The organism is Nocardia sp. NPDC005978, from assembly GCF_040614455.1.
Classification (GTDB): domain Bacteria; phylum Actinomycetota; class Actinomycetes; order Mycobacteriales; family Mycobacteriaceae; genus Nocardia.
The window spans coordinates 1-16395 of the sequence record NZ_JBEXUS010000035.1 but is presented as its reverse complement, the minus strand read 5'-3'; the positions used below and the strand labels follow the sequence as shown (position 1 = coordinate 16395).

16 protein-coding genes are annotated in these 16395 nt (G+C 67.9%); 12 read left to right on the top strand and 4 right to left on the bottom strand.

The genetic code is table 11. The features are described 5' to 3' along the window. Positions 1–26: 26 nt before the first annotated feature. Complete coding sequence (locus ABZ319_RS17895) at positions 27–671, top strand: GntR family transcriptional regulator (protein ID WP_354987521.1); 645 nt, start codon at positions 27–29, stop codon at positions 669–671. Positions 672–833: 162 nt separating this feature from the next. On the opposite strand, the gene ABZ319_RS17890 is transcribed toward ABZ319_RS17895, so the two are convergent. Beyond that, on the bottom strand, positions 834–1352 hold the full coding sequence (locus ABZ319_RS17890) for an Lrp/AsnC ligand binding domain-containing protein (RefSeq protein WP_354987520.1): 519 nt from the start codon (positions 1350–1352) through the stop codon (positions 834–836). Positions 1353–1490: 138 nt separating this feature from the next. On the opposite strand from ABZ319_RS17890, the gene hppD reads away from it, so the two are divergent. The 7 genes from hppD to tuf all read left to right on the top strand — a co-directional run bounded on the left by hppD (position 1491) and on the right by tuf (position 8672). Continuing rightward, entirely contained in the window at positions 1491–2705 is a 1215-nt protein-coding gene (gene hppD, locus ABZ319_RS17885; protein ID WP_354987519.1) for a 4-hydroxyphenylpyruvate dioxygenase, read from the top strand. 117 nt (positions 2706–2822) lie between these two features. Then, positions 2823–3353, top strand: coding sequence for a DUF3558 domain-containing protein (locus tag ABZ319_RS17880; RefSeq protein ID WP_354987518.1), 531 nt, complete (start codon positions 2823–2825; stop codon positions 3351–3353). A gap of 8 nt (positions 3354–3361) precedes the next feature. After that, a complete protein-coding gene (locus tag ABZ319_RS17875) occupies positions 3362–3937 on the top strand; it encodes a DUF3558 domain-containing protein (RefSeq protein ID WP_354987517.1) in 576 nt (191 codons plus the stop codon). Positions 3938–4247: 310 nt separating this feature from the next. Next, positions 4248–4622, top strand: coding sequence for a 30S ribosomal protein S12 (rpsL, locus tag ABZ319_RS17870; protein WP_019049359.1), 375 nt, complete (start codon positions 4248–4250; stop codon positions 4620–4622). 1 nt (position 4623) lies between these two features. After that, positions 4624–5094 carry a 30S ribosomal protein S7 gene (rpsG, locus tag ABZ319_RS17865; protein WP_030525248.1) on the top strand — a complete coding sequence of 157 codons (471 nt, stop codon included), beginning with the start codon at positions 4624–4626 and terminating at the stop codon, positions 5092–5094. 162 nt (positions 5095–5256) lie between these two features. Next, complete coding sequence (fusA, locus tag ABZ319_RS17860) at positions 5257–7362, top strand: elongation factor G (protein ID WP_354987516.1); 2106 nt, start codon at positions 5257–5259, stop codon at positions 7360–7362. Positions 7363–7481: 119 nt separating this feature from the next. Further along, positions 7482–8672: an elongation factor Tu gene (gene tuf / locus ABZ319_RS17855; RefSeq protein ID WP_354987515.1), complete on the top strand. Its 1191-nt coding sequence runs from the start codon at positions 7482–7484 to the stop codon at positions 8670–8672. Positions 8673–8762: 90 nt separating this feature from the next. On the opposite strand, the gene ABZ319_RS17850 is transcribed toward tuf, so the two are convergent. The 3 genes from ABZ319_RS17850 to ABZ319_RS17840 form a co-directional block, all read right to left on the bottom strand. Next, a complete protein-coding gene (locus tag ABZ319_RS17850) occupies positions 8763–9119 on the bottom strand; it encodes a hypothetical protein (RefSeq protein ID WP_354987514.1) in 357 nt (118 codons plus the stop codon). Between the two features lie 142 nt (positions 9120–9261). Next, a complete protein-coding gene (locus ABZ319_RS17845) occupies positions 9262–10053 on the bottom strand; it encodes an aspartate/glutamate racemase family protein (protein ID WP_354987513.1) in 792 nt (263 codons plus the stop codon). Between the two features lie 134 nt (positions 10054–10187). After that, on the bottom strand, positions 10188–11375 hold the full coding sequence (locus tag ABZ319_RS17840) for an FAD/NAD(P)-binding oxidoreductase (RefSeq protein ID WP_354987512.1): 1188 nt from the start codon (positions 11373–11375) through the stop codon (positions 10188–10190). A 151-nt stretch (positions 11376–11526) separates the two neighbouring features. Here ABZ319_RS17840 and ABZ319_RS17835 point away from each other — a divergent pair, with 151 nt between their 5' ends. From ABZ319_RS17835 to ABZ319_RS17820, 4 genes are all read left to right on the top strand, one after another. After that, positions 11527–11880, top strand: a complete 354-nt coding sequence (locus ABZ319_RS17835; protein WP_354987511.1) for an SPW repeat protein — start codon at positions 11527–11529, stop codon at positions 11878–11880. Between the two features lie 5 nt (positions 11881–11885). After that, positions 11886–12503 (top strand): helix-turn-helix domain-containing protein, encoded by a 618-nt coding sequence (locus tag ABZ319_RS17830; RefSeq protein ID WP_354987510.1) that lies wholly within the window; start codon positions 11886–11888, stop codon positions 12501–12503. Positions 12504–12621: 118 nt separating this feature from the next. After that, the gene (locus ABZ319_RS17825) at positions 12622–13836 is read left to right on the top strand and encodes a lipase family protein (protein ID WP_354987509.1); all 1215 of its coding nucleotides are present in this window, start codon (positions 12622–12624) and stop codon (positions 13834–13836) included. 152 nt (positions 13837–13988) lie between these two features. Further along, on the top strand, positions 13989–16331 hold the full coding sequence (locus ABZ319_RS17820; protein ID WP_354987508.1) for a hypothetical protein: 2343 nt from the start codon (positions 13989–13991) through the stop codon (positions 16329–16331). The last annotated feature ends 64 nt before the right edge of the window (positions 16332–16395 follow it).

Here is a 16395-nt window from a genome sequence, read left to right as displayed (position 1 = left end):
TTTCGAACCGATCAGAGAGGACCACCATGAGCGAACCGGACAGCGCGCTGCTCGGCCCGTCCGTGCATCGGCAACTCCGCGGGCTCGTGCTGTCCGGCGAACTCGCACCCGGCGCGCCGCTGAGCGTGCTCGCGCTGTCCGCGCGCCTGGGCGTGAGTCGCAGCCCGGTGCGCGAAGCGGTGCAGCAGCTCATCTACGAGGGCCTGGCGGTCAACGTCCCGCACGCGGGAGCCCGCGTCGCGAGCATGGACGACACCCAGATCCGCGACGTGCTCGCCGTGCGCACCGTGCTGGACGGCCTGGCCGCCGCCACGGCCGCCACCCGCCTGACCGAAGCCGACCTGAGCAAACTCACCACCCTGCTCGTCACTCAGGAAGATCACTTGCGCGAGCCCGCGGACCCCGCCCGCGACTCCGAACTGGACCTCGAATTCCACACGTTCATTCGCGAGCGCTCCGGAAACCGCACGCTCGCCGAGGAACTCGCGCGCCTGGACGCCCAGGCCCACCTCTACCGCGGCGACCTGTGGCGGCACCCCCGCAACCGCAGCATCGCCCTGCGCGAGCACCGCCGCATCCTGGACGCCCTCGAATCCGGCCACGCGCCCGACGCCCGGGCGGCCGCGGAAGCCCACGTCTGCGGGCTCATCACCCGCCTCGGCCGCGACTGACGACATCGCGTCGTCGTGTGCCCGCCGGTGTCAAGGCGGGTGCGGACCCGAGTCCGGTCTTCGAGGCGCGGGCAGGTGCGTGTCCACGGCGACCGCGCTCGGCGGCGAACGAGACCTGTCGCGCGAACGCTCCCGGGAGTGCGGCCGCGGCCCGAGCGCCGTTCAGTGCGCGTTGCGGTACGCCGGAGCCTTGCTCGACGTGGACGGGGTCAGCGTGCGCAGCAGCGGCAGCGTGCGCTGGGCCACCACCGTCGACAGCACGATCACGCTGTGCGAACGCACCACCGTCGCACTGCGGTCGATACTCAGCAGCACATGCTGCAACCCCGCGTGCGAATCCGCGCCGATGCGGCACAGCACGTCCCCGGAACCGGTGGTGGCGTAGGCCTCCAGGACACCCGGAATCGCTTCGAGATCCGCGGCCACCGCGTCCAGCTGCCCCTGCGCGATCTCCAGCGTCACGAACGCCTGCACGTCGAATCCCGCCGCGGTGACGTCCACGTGCGGGTCGTAGGAGGAGATCACGCCCGCCTCCTCCATCCGCGCGATGCGCGACTGCACCGTCGCGCGCGCGACCCGGGTCCGCCGCGACAGCTCCAGGATTCCGGCCTTCTGGTACTCGTGCATGGCGGCCAGGATGGCCAGATCGAGTTCATCCAACTTGGCGGGCGTGCGAGCCATGGCGGGACCTCCGCTCGGGAGTGATGCTGCTATTCAAATTGTCCAGCACCGAGCGGGCGTTGGTGGCCCAATTCGCCAGGGTGTCTACTCGAAATCGCCGATATTGCTCAGCTGCCGTCCGCGTCGTTCTCTTACAGAATGACCATCGAGGTTGCTCCCGCGTGGCCGGCCGATCGACCCGACCGATCCGAGCGGGAGGAGCAGGAGCTCCGCAGGCTCGTCGGACTCGTCGATCACGACCCCTCCGCCGACCCCTTCCCCGTGCTCGGCTGGGACGCGCTGGTCTGGGCCGTCGGCAACGCCACCCAGACGGCCCACTTCCTGGAATCGGCGTTCGGCATGCGCCTCGAGGCGTACTCCGGGCCCGAGACCGGCAACCGCGACCACAAGGCGTTCGTATTGCGCAGCGGCGGCGCCCGATTCGTCGTTCAGGGCGCCGTGGACCCCGCCAGTTCCCTTGTTGCACACCATGATCTGCACGGCGACGGCATCACCGACATCGCCCTCGAGGTGCCCGACGTCGACCGCTGCATCGCCTGGGCCCGTGCCCACGGCGCCACCGTCCTGATCGAACCGCACGACGACACCGACGAATTCGGCACCGTCCGTTCGGCCGCCATCGCCACCTACGGCGACACCCGGCACAGCCTCGTCGACCGCTCCGCGTACGACGGCCCCTACCTGCCCGGCTTCGTCCCGCGCCGCTCGGCCTACGAACCCCGGCCCGGCGCGCCCCGGCGGGTGTTCCAGGCCATCGACCACGTCGTGGGCAACGTGGAACTGGGCCGCATGGACCACTGGGTCGAGTTCTACCGCCGCGTCATGGGATTCGAGAACATGGCCGAGTTCGTCGGCGACGACATCGCCACCGACTACTCCGCCCTGATGAGCAAGGTCGTGGCCAGCGGCAACCATCGGGTCAAATTCCCGCTCAACGAGCCCGCGCCGAGCCGCAAGCGCTCCCAGATCGACGAATACCTCGAGTTCTATCGCGGCCCCGGCGTCCAGCACATCGCCCTGGCCACCGGCGACATCCTCACCGCCGTGGACACCCTGCGCCGCGAGGGCATCGAATTCCTGGACACCCCCGACACCTATTACGACGACCCCGAACTGCGCGCCCGCATCGGCCACGTGCGCGTCCCCGTCGCCGAACTGCGCGCCCGCGGCATCCTGGTCGACCGCGACGAGGACGGGTATCTCCTGCAGATCTTCTGCAAACCCGTCACCGACCGCCCCACCGTCTTCTTCGAACTCATCGAACGCCACGGCTCGCTCGGCTTCGGCAAGGGCAACTTCAAAGCCCTGTTCCAGGCGATCGAACGCGAACAGGAGTCCCGCGGAAACCTCTGAGCCGGATCGGTTTCGCGCCGCATCGGCCGAAGCGCCGGACGCGTGTCATCGGGAATTCGAACGCGCGGCGATTGCTGTGACGGGCTCGACTCCGGCCTGCACAGTAGAGTTCTGGGCATGCGTATGACGTCGGCGATCGTCACGGGGTTGAGCCTCGCGCTGCTGCTGTCGGCGTGTGGGGGAAGCGATGACGACGCTCCGACCGGGCCCCTGCGACCACCCCCGAAGGTGGCGACGCTGGGCCCGTTCGTCGGCGAATGCGGTCACCTCACCGACGACGAGGTGCGCGACATCGGGGGACTGGGCGCCATCTTCCGGGTCTTCAAGAATTCGACCGGCTGCAACTGGCAGGGCGGCGGGGTCGGCGCGGCGAGCGTGACCTTCGCGTCCTACCGCGGCAGTCCCATCGATCGGGAGAAGGCCTGGGTGGCGAGCGTGGGACGCGAGCCCGAGGCCATCGAGGTCGGGGGCAAGAAGGGCTTCCAGGCCCTGGATCCGCGCGGGCAGGTGTGCGACCTGGCCATCCAGCTCGACGACGATTTCTTCGAGTGGTCCATGTCCTTCGGTGTCTTCGGCGGCGCGAACCAGGGCAATCCGTGTGACCGCACGCGGCGCATGGCCGAACTGACAGTGCAGCGACTCGGATGAGGGCGACCATGCGGACCTCCGCGACCCGACGGCGCGCCCGCGGCGCGGCCCTGCTCGCCATCGTGGCCGTCACGGCCGCGGTCGGTGGTTGCGGCAAGACGATCCCCGGCACGGCGCTGCCCGCCGGCGGCACCGAATCCGACGGCGGCGGCCGCCTCAACACCAATTTCGACAAGCTGTTGCGCGAATGCGAGGTCGTCTCGCTCGACGACATCGGCAAGGTCGTCGGCGAGGGCACCTACCCGAGCCCCTCGTTCAACGGCGCGGTCTGCATGTGGGATCTGGAGGGCGGCGCGTCCGGCAGCGGCATGGTGACGCTCAGCTGGTACGAACTCGGTTCGCTCAAGAACGAGAAGGCGAACAACGATCGCCTCGGATATGTGACGAACGACATCTCGGTGCAGGGCAGGCGATCACTGGAGACCCGCCGTCCCGGTGACGCCGATTCCTGCGGGGTGAGCGCACCGGCCGCGGACACCGGAATCGTCGGGTGGTGGGTGAACTTCCGGGCGGGCTCGAGCCATCCGGATCCGTGCGAAGCGGCCCGCAAGCTGGTCGAGTTGACCCTGAACCTGGCGCGCTAGGTCCTCTACCAGCCCCGGTGCGGGGACCCCTTTTTGCCCCCTGTAAACGGTGCGGGTATCGTGGACCGCTGTGCCCGGAAGCATTCGGGCAGGTTTGTGCGCAGTACGTAGGCCAGCGAGAGCGGCTGACCGCTCCAGCGTGCCCGTGATTCGGTGCACACGCTGCGTATGACACGCCCGACCTCGTGGCAAGGAAATGCCGTGGGAACTGGGCGGAAAGCTCGAATGGCCGCGGTGTGAACAACGACGCCGCAAACGAATTACAGACATGAAGTTCCAGACACCTGGTTACTAAAAGGAAAGCCGGTCTATGCCAACCATCAACCAGCTGGTCCGCAAGGGTCGCCGCGACAAGGTCTCCAAGACCAAGACTGCGGCCCTGAAGGGGAGCCCGCAGCGTCGTGGCGTGTGCACTCGCGTGTACACCACGACCCCGAAGAAGCCGAACTCCGCGCTGCGTAAGGTCGCGCGTGTTCGCCTGACCAGCGCGGTCGAGGTCACGGCGTACATCCCCGGTGAGGGCCACAACCTGCAGGAGCACTCGATGGTGCTCGTTCGCGGCGGTCGTGTGAAGGACCTCCCGGGTGTGCGCTACAAGATCATCCGCGGCTCGCTCGACACCCAGGGCGTGAAGAACCGCAAGCAGGCTCGCAGCCGTTACGGCGCCAAGAAGGAGAAGAGCTGATATGCCACGCAAGGGCCCCGCACCCAAGCGTCCGCTGATCAACGACCCGGTCTACGGGTCCCCGCTGGTCACTCAGCTGGTCAACAAGATCCTGCTGGACGGCAAGAAGTCCACCGCCGAGCGCATCGTCTACGGTGCCCTCGAGCAGGCGCGCGAGAAGACCGGCACCGATCCGGTCGTCACCCTCAAGCGCGCGCTGGACAACGTCAAGCCCGCCCTCGAGGTGAAGCCTCGTCGTGTCGGTGGCGCCACCTACCAGGTGCCGGTCGAGGTCCGTCCGGGCCGCTCCAACACCCTCGCGCTGCGCTGGCTGGTCAACTACTCCCGCGCGCGTCGTGAGAAGACCATGATCGAGCGTCTGGCCAACGAGCTGCTCGACGCCAGCAACGGTCTGGGCGCTTCGGTGAAGCGTCGCGAGGACACCCACAAGATGGCCGAGTCCAACCGGGCGTTCGCGCACTACCGCTGGTGATTCGAAGCCCGGCTCTCCGAAGCTCTTTCGGCGATCCGGGCCCCGAGTCGCTGTCCGGCGTGGCACCTACGCGCCGCGCCGGGCGTTGACACAGTGATGACCGCTGGAGAAGCCAGGGTCGTTCCCGAAGTTCCCAACTAGCACCGAGCGGGGAAGATTTCCGTGGCACAGGAAGTGCTCACAGACCTGAACAAGGTCCGCAACATCGGCATCATGGCCCACATCGATGCGGGTAAGACGACCACTACCGAACGCATCCTCTTCTACACCGGCATCACGTACAAGATCGGTGAAGTTCATGATGGCGCCGCCACCATGGACTGGATGGCGCAGGAACAGGAACGCGGCATCACGATCACGTCGGCCGCGACGACCTGTTACTGGAACAACAACCAGATCAACATCATCGACACCCCCGGGCACGTCGACTTCACCGTCGAGGTGGAGCGTTCGCTCCGCGTCCTCGACGGCGCCGTCGCGGTGTTCGACGGTAAAGAGGGCGTCGAGCCGCAGTCCGAGCAGGTGTGGCGTCAGGCCGACAAGTACGACGTGCCGCGCATCTGCTTCGTCAACAAGATGGACAAGCTCGGTGCGGACTTCTACTTCACCGTGCAGACCATCAAGGACCGCCTGGGCGCGCGCCCGCTGGTGATCCAGCTGCCGATCGGCGCCGAGGACACCTTCGAGGGCATCGTCGACCTGGTCGAGAACAACGCCAAGGTGTGGCGTGGTGAGACCAAGCTCGGCGAGCAGTACGAGGTCGTCGAGATCCCGGCCGATCTCCAGGAGAAGGCCGCGCAGTACCGCCAGGAGCTGCTCGAGACCGTCGCCGAGTCCGACGAGGCGCTGCTCGAGAAGTTCTTCGGTGGCGAGGAGCTCTCCCTCGAGGAGATCAAGGGCGCCATCCGCAAGATGACCGTCAACTCCGAGCTCTACCCGGTGCTGTGTGGTTCGGCGTTCAAGAACAAGGGCGTTCAGCCCATGCTCGACGCCGTCGTGGACTACCTTCCGACCCCGCTGGACGTCGAGTCCGTGCAGGGCCACGTGCCCAACAAGGAAGAGGAAGTCCTCACCCGCAAGCCGTCTTCGGACGAGCCGTTCGCGGCGCTGGCGTTCAAGATCGCCACGCACCCGTTCTTCGGCAAGCTGACCTACGTGCGCGTGTACTCGGGCAAGGTCGACTCCGGCGCCCAGGTCATGAACGCGACCAAGGGCAAGAAGGAGCGTCTGGGCAAGCTGTTCCAGATGCACTCGAACAAGGAGAACCCGGTTCCCGAGGCCGTGGCCGGCCACATCTACGCGGTCATCGGTCTGAAGGACACCACCACCGGCGACACCCTGTGCGATCCGCAGAACCAGATCGTGCTCGAGTCCATGACCTTCCCGGACCCGGTTATCCAGGTCGCGATCGAGCCGAAGACCAAGGCCGATCAGGAGAAGCTGGGCTCGGCGATCCAGAAGTTCGCCGAAGAGGATCCGACCTTCAATGTGAAGCTGGATCAGGAGACCGGCCAGACCATCATCGGTGGTATGGGCGAGCTCCAGCTCGACATCTACGTGGACCGCATGAAGCGCGAGTTCAAGGTCGAGGCGAACATCGGCAAGCCGCAGGTCGCGTACCGCGAGACCATCACCAAGCCGGTCGAGAAGCACGAGTACACCCACAAGAAGCAGACCGGTGGCTCGGGCCAGTTCGCCCGCGTGATCATCGCTCTGGCCCCGCTGGTCGATGCCGAGGACGGCGCGACCTACGAGTTCCAGAACAAGGTCACCGGTGGTCGCGTTCCGCGTGAGTACATCCCTTCGGTGGATGCCGGCATCCAGGACGCCATGCAGTACGGCGTGCTCGCGGGCTTCCCGTTGGTGAACGTGAGCGCCTCGCTGCTCGACGGCGCCTACCACGAGGTCGACTCCTCGGAAATGGCGTTCAAGATCGCGGGCGCCATGGCCCTCAAGGAAGCGGCCCGCAAGGCCGGTCCGGTGATCCTCGAGCCGCTCATGGCGGTGGAGGTCACCACGCCCGAGGACTACATGGGCGAAGTGATCGGCGACCTGAATTCCCGCCGTGGCCAGATCCAGGCCATGGAGGAGCGCAGTGGTGCCCGTGTCGTCAAGGCGCTGGTTCCGCTTTCGGAGATGTTCGGTTACATCGGTGACCTGCGGTCCAAGACCCAGGGCCGGGCGAACTTCTCCATGGTGTTCAATTCGTACGCAGAGGTTCCGGCCAATGTGTCGAAGGAGATCATCGCCAAGGCGACCGGAGAGTAATCAGCGCGCCCGGGTAACCGGGCACGGTGTGACCTCGATCGGTTTTCTGATCGACCCCCAGTTATTCAAACCTGCACTGCTGCAAAAAAGCACGCACTAACTAGTCCAGGAGGACCACAGTGGCGAAGGCGAAGTTCGAGCGGACGAAGCCCCACGTCAACATCGGCACCATCGGTCACGTCGACCATGGCAAGACCACGCTGACCGCGGCGATCACCAAGGTGCTGGCTGACACCTACCCGGACGTGAACGCTGCGTTCGCGTTCGACCAGATCGACAAGGCGCCGGAGGAGAAGGCTCGTGGTATCACGATCAACATCTCCCACGTCGAGTACCAGACCGAGAAGCGTCACTACGCCCACGTAGACGCCCCCGGCCACGCCGACTACATCAAGAACATGATCACCGGTGCCGCCCAGATGGACGGCGCGATCCTGGTCGTGGCCGCCACCGACGGCCCGATGCCCCAGACCCGTGAGCACGTGCTGCTCGCCCGTCAGGTCGGCGTGCCCTACATCCTGGTCGCGCTGAACAAGGCCGACATGGTCGACGACGACGAGATCCTCGAGCTGGTCGAGATGGAGGTCCGCGAGCTGCTGGCCTCGCAGGAGTTCGACGAGGATGCCCCCGTCGTGCGCGTCTCCGGCCTGAAGGCCCTCGAGGGCGACCCGAAGTGGGCCGCCTCGGTTCTCGAGCTCATGAACGCCGTCGACGAGTCGATCCCGGACCCGGTCCGTGAGACCGACAAGCCCTTCCTGATGCCGATCGAGGACGTCTTCACGATCACCGGTCGTGGCACCGTCGTCACCGGTCGCATCGAGCGCGGTGTGGTCAACGTGAACGAGGAAGTCGAGATCGTCGGCATCCGCGAGAAGTCGCAGAAGACCACCATCACCGGTGTCGAGATGTTCCGCAAGCTGCTGGACCAGGGCCAGGCGGGCGACAACGTCGGTCTGCTGGTTCGTGGTCTGAAGCGTGACGACGTCGAGCGTGGTCAGGTCGTCGTGAAGCCGGGCACCACCACCCCGCACACCGAGTTCGAGGGCCAGGCGTACATCCTGTCGAAGGACGAGGGCGGCCGCCACACCCCGTTCTTCAACAACTACCGCCCGCAGTTCTACTTCCGTACCACGGACGTGACCGGCGTCGTTACCCTCCCCGAGGGCACCGAGATGGTCATGCCCGGCGACAACACCGAGATGAGCGTCAAGCTGATCCAGCCGGTCGCCATGGACGAGGGCCTGCGTTTCGCGATCCGTGAGGGTGGCCGCACCGTCGGTGCCGGTCGCGTCACCAAGATCATCAAGTGATTTGATCCCCTGAATCACTGATCAGGGCCGTTCCCTTCGGGGAGCGGCCCTTTTCGCTTGTCCGGGGACGGTTTTCGCGCTGCGGGGCGGTTACTCGCGGGTGTGCTGCTCGCGCTCGGCGGCGGTGCGGGTATCGAATTTCGGCCGCCCCCGGTCATCGAGCCAATCGTGTACGGCGGTGCCCGCGACCATGCCGTCGCTACCCGGCAGCACGGTGTGCGGACGGCCGTCCTCGTAGGATTCGGCCATCCGCCGCGCCTGCTCCCGATGCTCGGGCAGCACCTCGGGCTCGGGGAGGGCGGTGGTTTCGGCGGGTGGGGCGGTGGTTTCGGCGGGTGGGGCGGCCGGGCGCCCCGCGTTCGTCCCGCCTGCGGGGTCGATCGGCTCGGCGCCGTCTTCCGGTGCCGGTTCCGAATCTCTGTGCGCTGGTTCGTCGAATGCGGTCATGATGTCGGCCTGCCCGGATCCGCCCCGGGAAAACCGCTGCCGGGCGGGTGTTGCCCGACCGTGTCAATCGCGCCGAATTCGCTCGGGCCGTGGCAGACCGGCGGGCTAGTTCTCGGTGAGTTCGTGGTCCGCGCGCGGTGTTTCAGGGCGCCGGGACGGCGCTGAATTCCCCGGTGCCGGTCGCTCCGAGTAGTCGGCCGGAGTCGAAAGCGGCTGCGGCGTAGGGTAGTTCGGCAGCCCGGCCGCTGGCCAGGACGCGGACCGTTCCGGCGCCCGCGGCGGGTCTGCCGAGTGCGTCGATGCGGCGCAGGGTCTGGGCCGCGACGGCTTCGGCGCTGTCGAAGACCCGGATGCCGGCCGGTAGCGCGGCCAGGATGTCGTCCAGGACCAGGGGGTAGTGGGTGCAGCCCAGGACGATGCCCTCGGTGTCGGGCGGGGTGCGTTCGGCGGCGCCGGCGATGGCTTCGGCGATGGCGGGCAGGTCGCCGCGGTCGATCGCGTCGGCGAGGCCGTGGCAGGCGACGCCGGTGATGTCGGCGCTGCCGCCGAAGCGGGCGATCAGGTCGGCCTGGTAGGCGCTGGCGGTGGTGGCGGCGGTGGCCCAGACCGCGACCGTGCGGCAGGCGGCGGCGGCCGGCTTGATGGCGGGCACGGTGCCGATGACCGGAATTTCCGGGCCGACGGCGGCGCGCACCGGCTCCAGGGCCGAGACGCTCGCCGTATTGCACGGCAGCACAATGACTTCCGCGCCTTCACGCAGCGAGGTGCGCACGGTGTCGAGCACACGGTCGATGACCCACCGCTCGGGCTTGGGCCCCCACGGCGCACCGTCGGGATCCATTTGCAGCAGCAGGTCGATATCGGGCCGCAGCTTCCGCAACCACGCCCCGGTGGGCAGTAACCCCAGTCCGGAATCAATGAGCGCGACGATCACACCCGCAACGGTAGTGAACACCCCGCCCGATTCGCGAACCGTGGTCCCGTGACCCGCCGCCCCACCCCTCGTGACCTGGCCCGATATCGGTTCGGGCCGAAAGGTGAAGCCCGATGATCCGGTTCCGGGCCGGTTCAGGAGACCGGCTGCGCGGCCTCGGCGAGCTGTCCGCGCATCTTCATGACCTTGCCGGTCATGCCGGCGCCGACCACCGCGACGAGCGTGCCCGCCCGGAACAGGTGGGCCAGGAACTTGCGTCCCTTGTCCTCCACGATCTGCACGTCGTCGGCGAGCGCGGGCACGCCCAGCACCTGGATCTTGGTGTCGTACTGGTCGCTCCACACGTAGGGAACACGCACGGCGGCAGGCGCTTCGGCGCCCAGCATGGCGGCGACGAGCAGCTGCGCCTGTTCCCCGGCGTTGGTCCAGTGCTCGACCCGCTTGGTACGCCCGTCGTCCAGCAGCCAGGCCGCGACGTCGCCGGCGGCCCAGACGTCCGGGGTGGCGGTGCGCCCGGTCGCGTCGGTGCGGACGCCGCCGCCGTCGGCGGGATCCAGCAGGTCGATGCCGGAGTCGGCGAGCCATTCGGTGACCGGGGTCGAGCCCACGCCCACCACGACGAGGTCGGCGTCGATCTCGGTGCCGTCGGTCAGCCGCACCCCGCGCACGGTGTCGTCCGCGGTGAGCAGCTCGCTCACCCCGGCTCCGCAGCGCACGTCCACGCCCTCCTCGCGGTGCATCCGGGCCACGAGCTCCCCGATCCGCTCGCCCAGCGCGGCGTACAGGGGAGTGGGCTGCGGTTCGACGAGCACCGTCTCCAGCCCTTGCGCCCGGAAGCTCGCCGCGAGTTCGCAGCCGATGAATCCGGCGCCGATGATGACCGCGCGCCGCGCGCTGCCCAGGTGCTCGCGGAGTCCGGCGGCGTCGTCGTGGCTGCGCAGCACGTGGACCCCGCGCACGTCGGGGAAGCTCGGAATGCGCCGGGGCCGCAGGCCGGTGGCGATGACGAGCCGGTCGTAGCCGATCTCGGCGCCGTCGTCGAGCCGTACCCGTCGCGCCGCGGTGTCCACGCCGGTGGCGGTGACCCCGAGTCGCAGGTCGATGCCCTTTTCCTCGAAGAATTCGGCGGGCCGCAGCGCGGTGTCGTCGATCTCGCCGCGAATGAACTGTTTGGACAGCGGCGGCCGGTCGTACGGCGCGTGTTCTTCCGCGCCGATCAGGGTCACTCGCCCCTCGTAACCTGCGCGGCGCAGTTCTTCGGCGGTGCGGAGACCCGCCAGCCCGGCACCGACAATTAGAACGTGTTCTACCGACAACGACATAGGGCAACCTTAGTCGTTCGGCAGGTCCCGTGCCGCTGTGTCACGCGCCACATTCAACTAGCCGCTGAATCGTAGCCGAGACTTTATTGATCGGGCGGTCAGTCAGCGTAGAACGGAAATCAGAACATATTCTCAGCCCTAGGAGGCACCCATGTTCACCGAGAGCCGCGTTCAAGACGTTGTGGCTGTCGTACTCGGCGTCATCGCCGCGTTGTCACCCCTCTGGGTCGCTCATAGCGACAATGCACAGTGGTCCCTTATCGTTGGAGGCGTGCTCATCGCCCTGATCGGTCTGGGTCACGCCGCCAAGAAGGTCGGCGCCGCCGCCGACTACGCCTTGGTTCTGGTCGGCGCCCTGCTCTTCGTCTCGCCGTGGGTGCTGGACTTCGACTCCTACAGCGGCGCAACCTGGACCGCCTGGGTGGCCGGCGGCGTGACCGCCGTGCTCGCCCTGGTCGCGCTGCCCGCGGTGTCGGATCGACTGGGCGCGGTGACGCGCCGCTGATGCAGATGCACCGGCCCCAGGGAGCGGGGCGTCGCCGGAGTAAGAAAATCGACGGCGACGCCCGTCAGCTCATCCTGGACGCCGCGGAATCCCTTTTCGCGGCACAGGGTTTCGATGCGACCCCGACGGCCGCGATCGCGGCTGGGGCCGGTGTTCCCAAGGGACTCGTCTTCTACTACTTTCCGACCAAGGACGCGATTCTGTCGGCCCTGATGGCCGAGCGCGTGCCGCCGCATCCCATCGATGACATCGAATCCGTCGTCGCCCCCGGTGATCCGGCGAAGAGTCTGGTGAATCTCGATGCCGCGCTGAATCTGCGCGATCATCACTCCTCCGTCCTGCGGGTCATCATGTGGCGCGAGGCCGACACCCATCCCGATGTGCGAAAGCAATTGCGCCATATGCGCGATCAGTTGCTGGAGATCACCGCGCGCGTGCTGCAGGCCAGCGCGCCCGGCCCGGTGCGGCCCGGCACCCTGCGGGCCTGCGCCTCGGCGTGGGTGTCGGCGATGCTCGCCATCGCCAGCACCGATCGGCTGCGGACCCTGGACGGTCTGCAGAACGGTGACGAGATGCTCGATGTGGCCCAGGTGGTGGCCGCGGGCATGACCCAAATGGGCTGACGCAGGTCAGCCCTGCATTTCGGATCTGGGCGGCGTGTCTTCCACATTTCCGGGCGATCGCTAGCAGACTCGTGGGGTTCGTAATAGCTGAGTGTTCGCTATACGCCCTGGAGGACCGATGAAGGCTGGCCGAATACTCAGCGTGCTCGGTATCGCGAGCACGCTGATCCTGGGCTGCACCATCACCACGGCCGCAGCCGAACCCGCTTATCCCGCACCGGATCCCGATCCGTTCTACGCCGCACCGGCGAACATCGCGGACTACGAGCCCGGCGACGTGCTCGCGGTCCGCGCCATGCCGCCGCTCCCGCTGTTCCCCGCGACCACCTTCACCCTGGTCAAATTCCGTTCCACCAATTCCCAGGGCGGTCCGATCGCGGCCACCACCACGGTGCTGACTCCGCAGGAGCACCGTCCGGGTGGCCCGCTGCTGTCCTACCAGCACATCATCAACGGCTTGGGTGCTGAGTGCGCGGTCTCCCGGGTGCTGTTCACCGCGGATCCGAATCTCGCGGTGCGCGAGGCCCCGGTGCTCAACGTGGCGCTGCGGCGCGGCTGGTCGGTGGCGCTGCCGGATCATCTGGGCCCGCAATTCGCCTATGGCGCGGCACGTTTGGGCGGCCAGATCACCCTGGACGGGGTGCGCGCCGCCCAGCGCGTCGGCGAACTGGGCCTCGCGCAGAGCCCGGTGGTGATGGCCGGGTACTCCGGCGGCGGCATGGCCACCGCCTGGGCGGCCGCGCTGGCGCCGACCTACGCGCCGGAACTGACGCTCGCCGGGGCGGCCTACGGCGGCGTCCCGATGAATCTGCTGACCATGGTGCGCGCGCTGGGCACCTCCTCCCATCCGGCCTTCGGCCTGGCCATGGCCGCGGCCATCGGGCTGGAGCGCGAGTACCCGGATCGTCTGCCGCTGAGTACGCAATTGAACACGCGCGGCCTGGCCCTGCGGGACGCCATGGCCAACGGCTGCACCAACGAGATCATGGCGCTCGGCGCGGGGAAGAGCGCGCCGGAGCTGGCGGCGAGCATGTCGCTGCTGGAGAGCCCGGACGCCTGGTCGGTGGTGGAGGCGAACAGCCTGCAGCTCTACGGCGGCGTGCCGGAAATACCGGTGTTCGAATGGCATTCGCCCACGGACCCCTTGATTCCGGTGGACGCCATCATCGACACCAATCGCCGGTATTGCGCCGCGGGTGCGCGATTGCAGATGGACCAGAACATCTCACCCGAACATCTCTCCGCCGCGGTGCTGGGCATGCCCGCCGCCCTGGCCTGGGTCGATGCCCGTTTCCGGGGTGAACCCGCGCCGTCGAATTGCCATTCGGTGTAAATGCCCCAATACCGTTGCTCATGAATCGCTTTCGCCTCGCCGCGGCCCGGTGTGACGGTCTGCACCGTGGCCGCGGGAAGGGGTGTGCCGCACCCGCCGAAGTGTGCGACCCGAGTCGCACGGCGGGGTGCGGAGCGGTAAGAATGGCGGCCATGGATGCCGAATTCACCACCGGTTTGGGCTCGTCCCTGAACTCGCGTCAGGACAGCTACCGTTTGACCAATCCGGAGACTTCGGGTCCGGGCTCCGCCTCGCACCCCGTGCTCACCGGTGACACCGGCGCGCACGCCACCCTCGGCCGCACCAGCCTCGATCAGCCCGAGCAGCCGTTGCAGTGGTCCGCGCCGCCGGTGCGCCGGAGTGTGCCGGAAGTCTCGGAGGGCAGGCTCTCCGGTGGCAACGGGCTGCCCAATCGCACTGCCGGTGAGCTGGATTCCCGCTTCGAAGCGCCGCCCCGCACCACGTCGGACCACGGCGCCACCTCGGAGCCCAGGTCCTACGGCGCCACCTCGGAGCCCAGGTCCTACGGCACCACCTCGGAGCCCGGGTCCTACGGCGCCGCTCCGGAATCCGGCGGATACGGCGCCACCACCGGTTCTGCTTCGCTGCGAACAGGTTCGGCTTCGCTGCGCACCGGCTCCGACCCGCAGTCCGATCGCTATCGCATCACCGGCGATCCGGCCGTGAACGGATATCGCCCGGGCACGGAACCGGAGGCGAACGGCTTCCACCCGACCCCCGGTTCGGGCCTCGAGGCCTATCGCCTCACCCCCGATCCGGAGGTGAGCCCCTACCGCACGACCGCTGAGCCGGAATCGAATTCGCGCTGGACGACCACCGATCCCGGCGTGAATTCCAATCGGACAACCGGCGACCCGGAAGTGAATCCGTATCGCACGACGGCCGATTCGGAGGTGAATTCGTACGGCACAACCGGTGAGCCCGCGATGAGCCCGTACGGCACAACCGATGACTCCGGTCTCAATTCGTACCGTACAACCGGTGATCCGGCCGTGAATTCGCGCCGGACCATTACCGGCCCCGGCGTGAATTCGTATCGCACCACCGGTGAGCCGGGCGCGAGCTCGTATCGCGCCGAGACCGATTCGGAGGTGAGTTCGTACCGGACCACCGGTGAGCCGGGCGTGAATTCGTACCGGATAAACGGTGAGCCGGTGGCGAATCCGTACCGGTCCACATCCGACCCGGAGGTCAATTCCCATCGGCCGACACCGGATTCGGGTGCGAGCTCGTTCGGTACGACCGCCGAGCCCGAGGTCAACTCGCACCGCACAACCGGCGAGCCGGTGGTGAATTCCTATCGGCCCACGTCCGAGCCGGACGTCAACACCTTCCGGACAACATCCGAGCCGGACGTGAATTCGTACCGGACGACTTCAGAGACCGTCGCGGGCTCGTACCGGACAACCGGCGAGCCCGGCGTGAATTCCTACCGCACGTCCTCCGATCCGGACACCGGTGCCTTCGGGACAACGTCCGAGCCGGACGTGAATTCGTACCGGACGACTTCCGAACCCGATGCGAACCCGTACCGGACGACCGCCGACCCCGGCGTGAATTCCTATCGGACGACATCGGAGCCGGACGCCGGTGTGTTCGGGACAACGTCCGAGCCCGATGCGAACCCGTACCGGACGACCGCCGACCCCGGCGTGAATTCCTATCGGACGACATCGGAGCCGGACGCCGGTGTGTTCGGGACAACGTCCGAGCCCGATGCGAACCCGTACCGGACGACCGCCGACCCCGGCGTGAATTCCTACCGCACGACCTCCGAGCCGGACGCCGACGGCTATCGGGCGACCCCCGATCCGGGGGCGAATCCCTACCGCCCCACGCCGGATCAGGAAGTCGACACCTACCGCATCAAGCCGGATCCGGTGGCCAGGGCCTTCCGCACCACCACCGGTCCGGAACTCTCCGTGTCGCGCCCGGCGGCCGCGCCCGCGGTCAACGGCTTCCGGCTACCGTCGGATCCCGACGCGTCCGCGGCTCGCCCCGTATCGGAATTCGCCGCCGTGACAGTACAACCGGCCCCCGTGGTGAGCACCGGCCGCCGGGCCGCGCCCGAGACGGAAGCGCCCGCGCGCCTGCCCGAGCTCGCACCGGAGCCCGCGCCGGCGTCCACGTCGCGCCGTGCCGCGGCGGAGCCCGTGGTCACCCTCGCCCCCGTATCACTGCGTGCCGCTGCCCCAGATCCCGACGCCGCGCCGGCGTCGGGAGCGCGACGTGCGTTGCCGGACAGCGAGATCGACGCCACCCTGCTCGGCGCGTTGACGGATGTGGAAGTCGCGCCCGCCGCCGCGCCGCGGCGCGCCGCCTCGGATTCCGAGGTCGCGCCCGCGACGTCACATCGTGCCGTGGATTCCGAGGTCGCATCCGACGCCGCGTCGCGCCGTGCCGTGGATTCCGGGGCGGCATCCGGTGCGGTGTCGCGTCGTGCCGTGGATTCCGAGGCGGCATGGCCAGCATGAACTCGGTGTTCTGGAACGACGCGATCGTCTTGCCGAACTGCTTGCGGTCCTTGGTGTAGGCGAT

Excerpts from the sequence above, each read along its gene's own strand:
- ABZ319_RS17895 (WP_354987521.1), top strand. The coding sequence starts at position 27 with ATGAGCGAACCGGACAGCGCGCTGCTCGGCCCGTCCGTGCATCGGCAA.
- ABZ319_RS17890 (WP_354987520.1), bottom strand. The coding sequence starts at position 1,352 with ATGGCTCGCACGCCCGCCAAGTTGGATGAACTCGATCTGGCCATCCTG.
- hppD (WP_354987519.1), top strand. The coding sequence starts at position 1,491 with ATGACCATCGAGGTTGCTCCCGCGTGGCCGGCCGATCGACCCGACCGA.
- ABZ319_RS17880 (WP_354987518.1), top strand. The coding sequence starts at position 2,823 with ATGCGTATGACGTCGGCGATCGTCACGGGGTTGAGCCTCGCGCTGCTG.
- ABZ319_RS17875 (WP_354987517.1), top strand. The coding sequence starts at position 3,362 with ATGCGGACCTCCGCGACCCGACGGCGCGCCCGCGGCGCGGCCCTGCTC.
- rpsL (WP_019049359.1), top strand. The coding sequence starts at position 4,248 with ATGCCAACCATCAACCAGCTGGTCCGCAAGGGTCGCCGCGACAAGGTC.
- rpsG (WP_030525248.1), top strand. The coding sequence starts at position 4,624 with ATGCCACGCAAGGGCCCCGCACCCAAGCGTCCGCTGATCAACGACCCG.
- ABZ319_RS17850 (WP_354987514.1), bottom strand. The coding sequence starts at position 9,119 with ATGACCGCATTCGACGAACCAGCGCACAGAGATTCGGAACCGGCACCG.
- ABZ319_RS17840 (WP_354987512.1), bottom strand. The coding sequence starts at position 11,375 with ATGTCGTTGTCGGTAGAACACGTTCTAATTGTCGGTGCCGGGCTGGCG.
- ABZ319_RS17835 (WP_354987511.1), top strand. The coding sequence starts at position 11,527 with ATGTTCACCGAGAGCCGCGTTCAAGACGTTGTGGCTGTCGTACTCGGC.
- ABZ319_RS17830 (WP_354987510.1), top strand. The coding sequence starts at position 11,886 with ATGCACCGGCCCCAGGGAGCGGGGCGTCGCCGGAGTAAGAAAATCGAC.
- ABZ319_RS17825 (WP_354987509.1), top strand. The coding sequence starts at position 12,622 with ATGAAGGCTGGCCGAATACTCAGCGTGCTCGGTATCGCGAGCACGCTG.
- ABZ319_RS17820 (WP_354987508.1), top strand. The coding sequence starts at position 13,989 with ATGGATGCCGAATTCACCACCGGTTTGGGCTCGTCCCTGAACTCGCGT.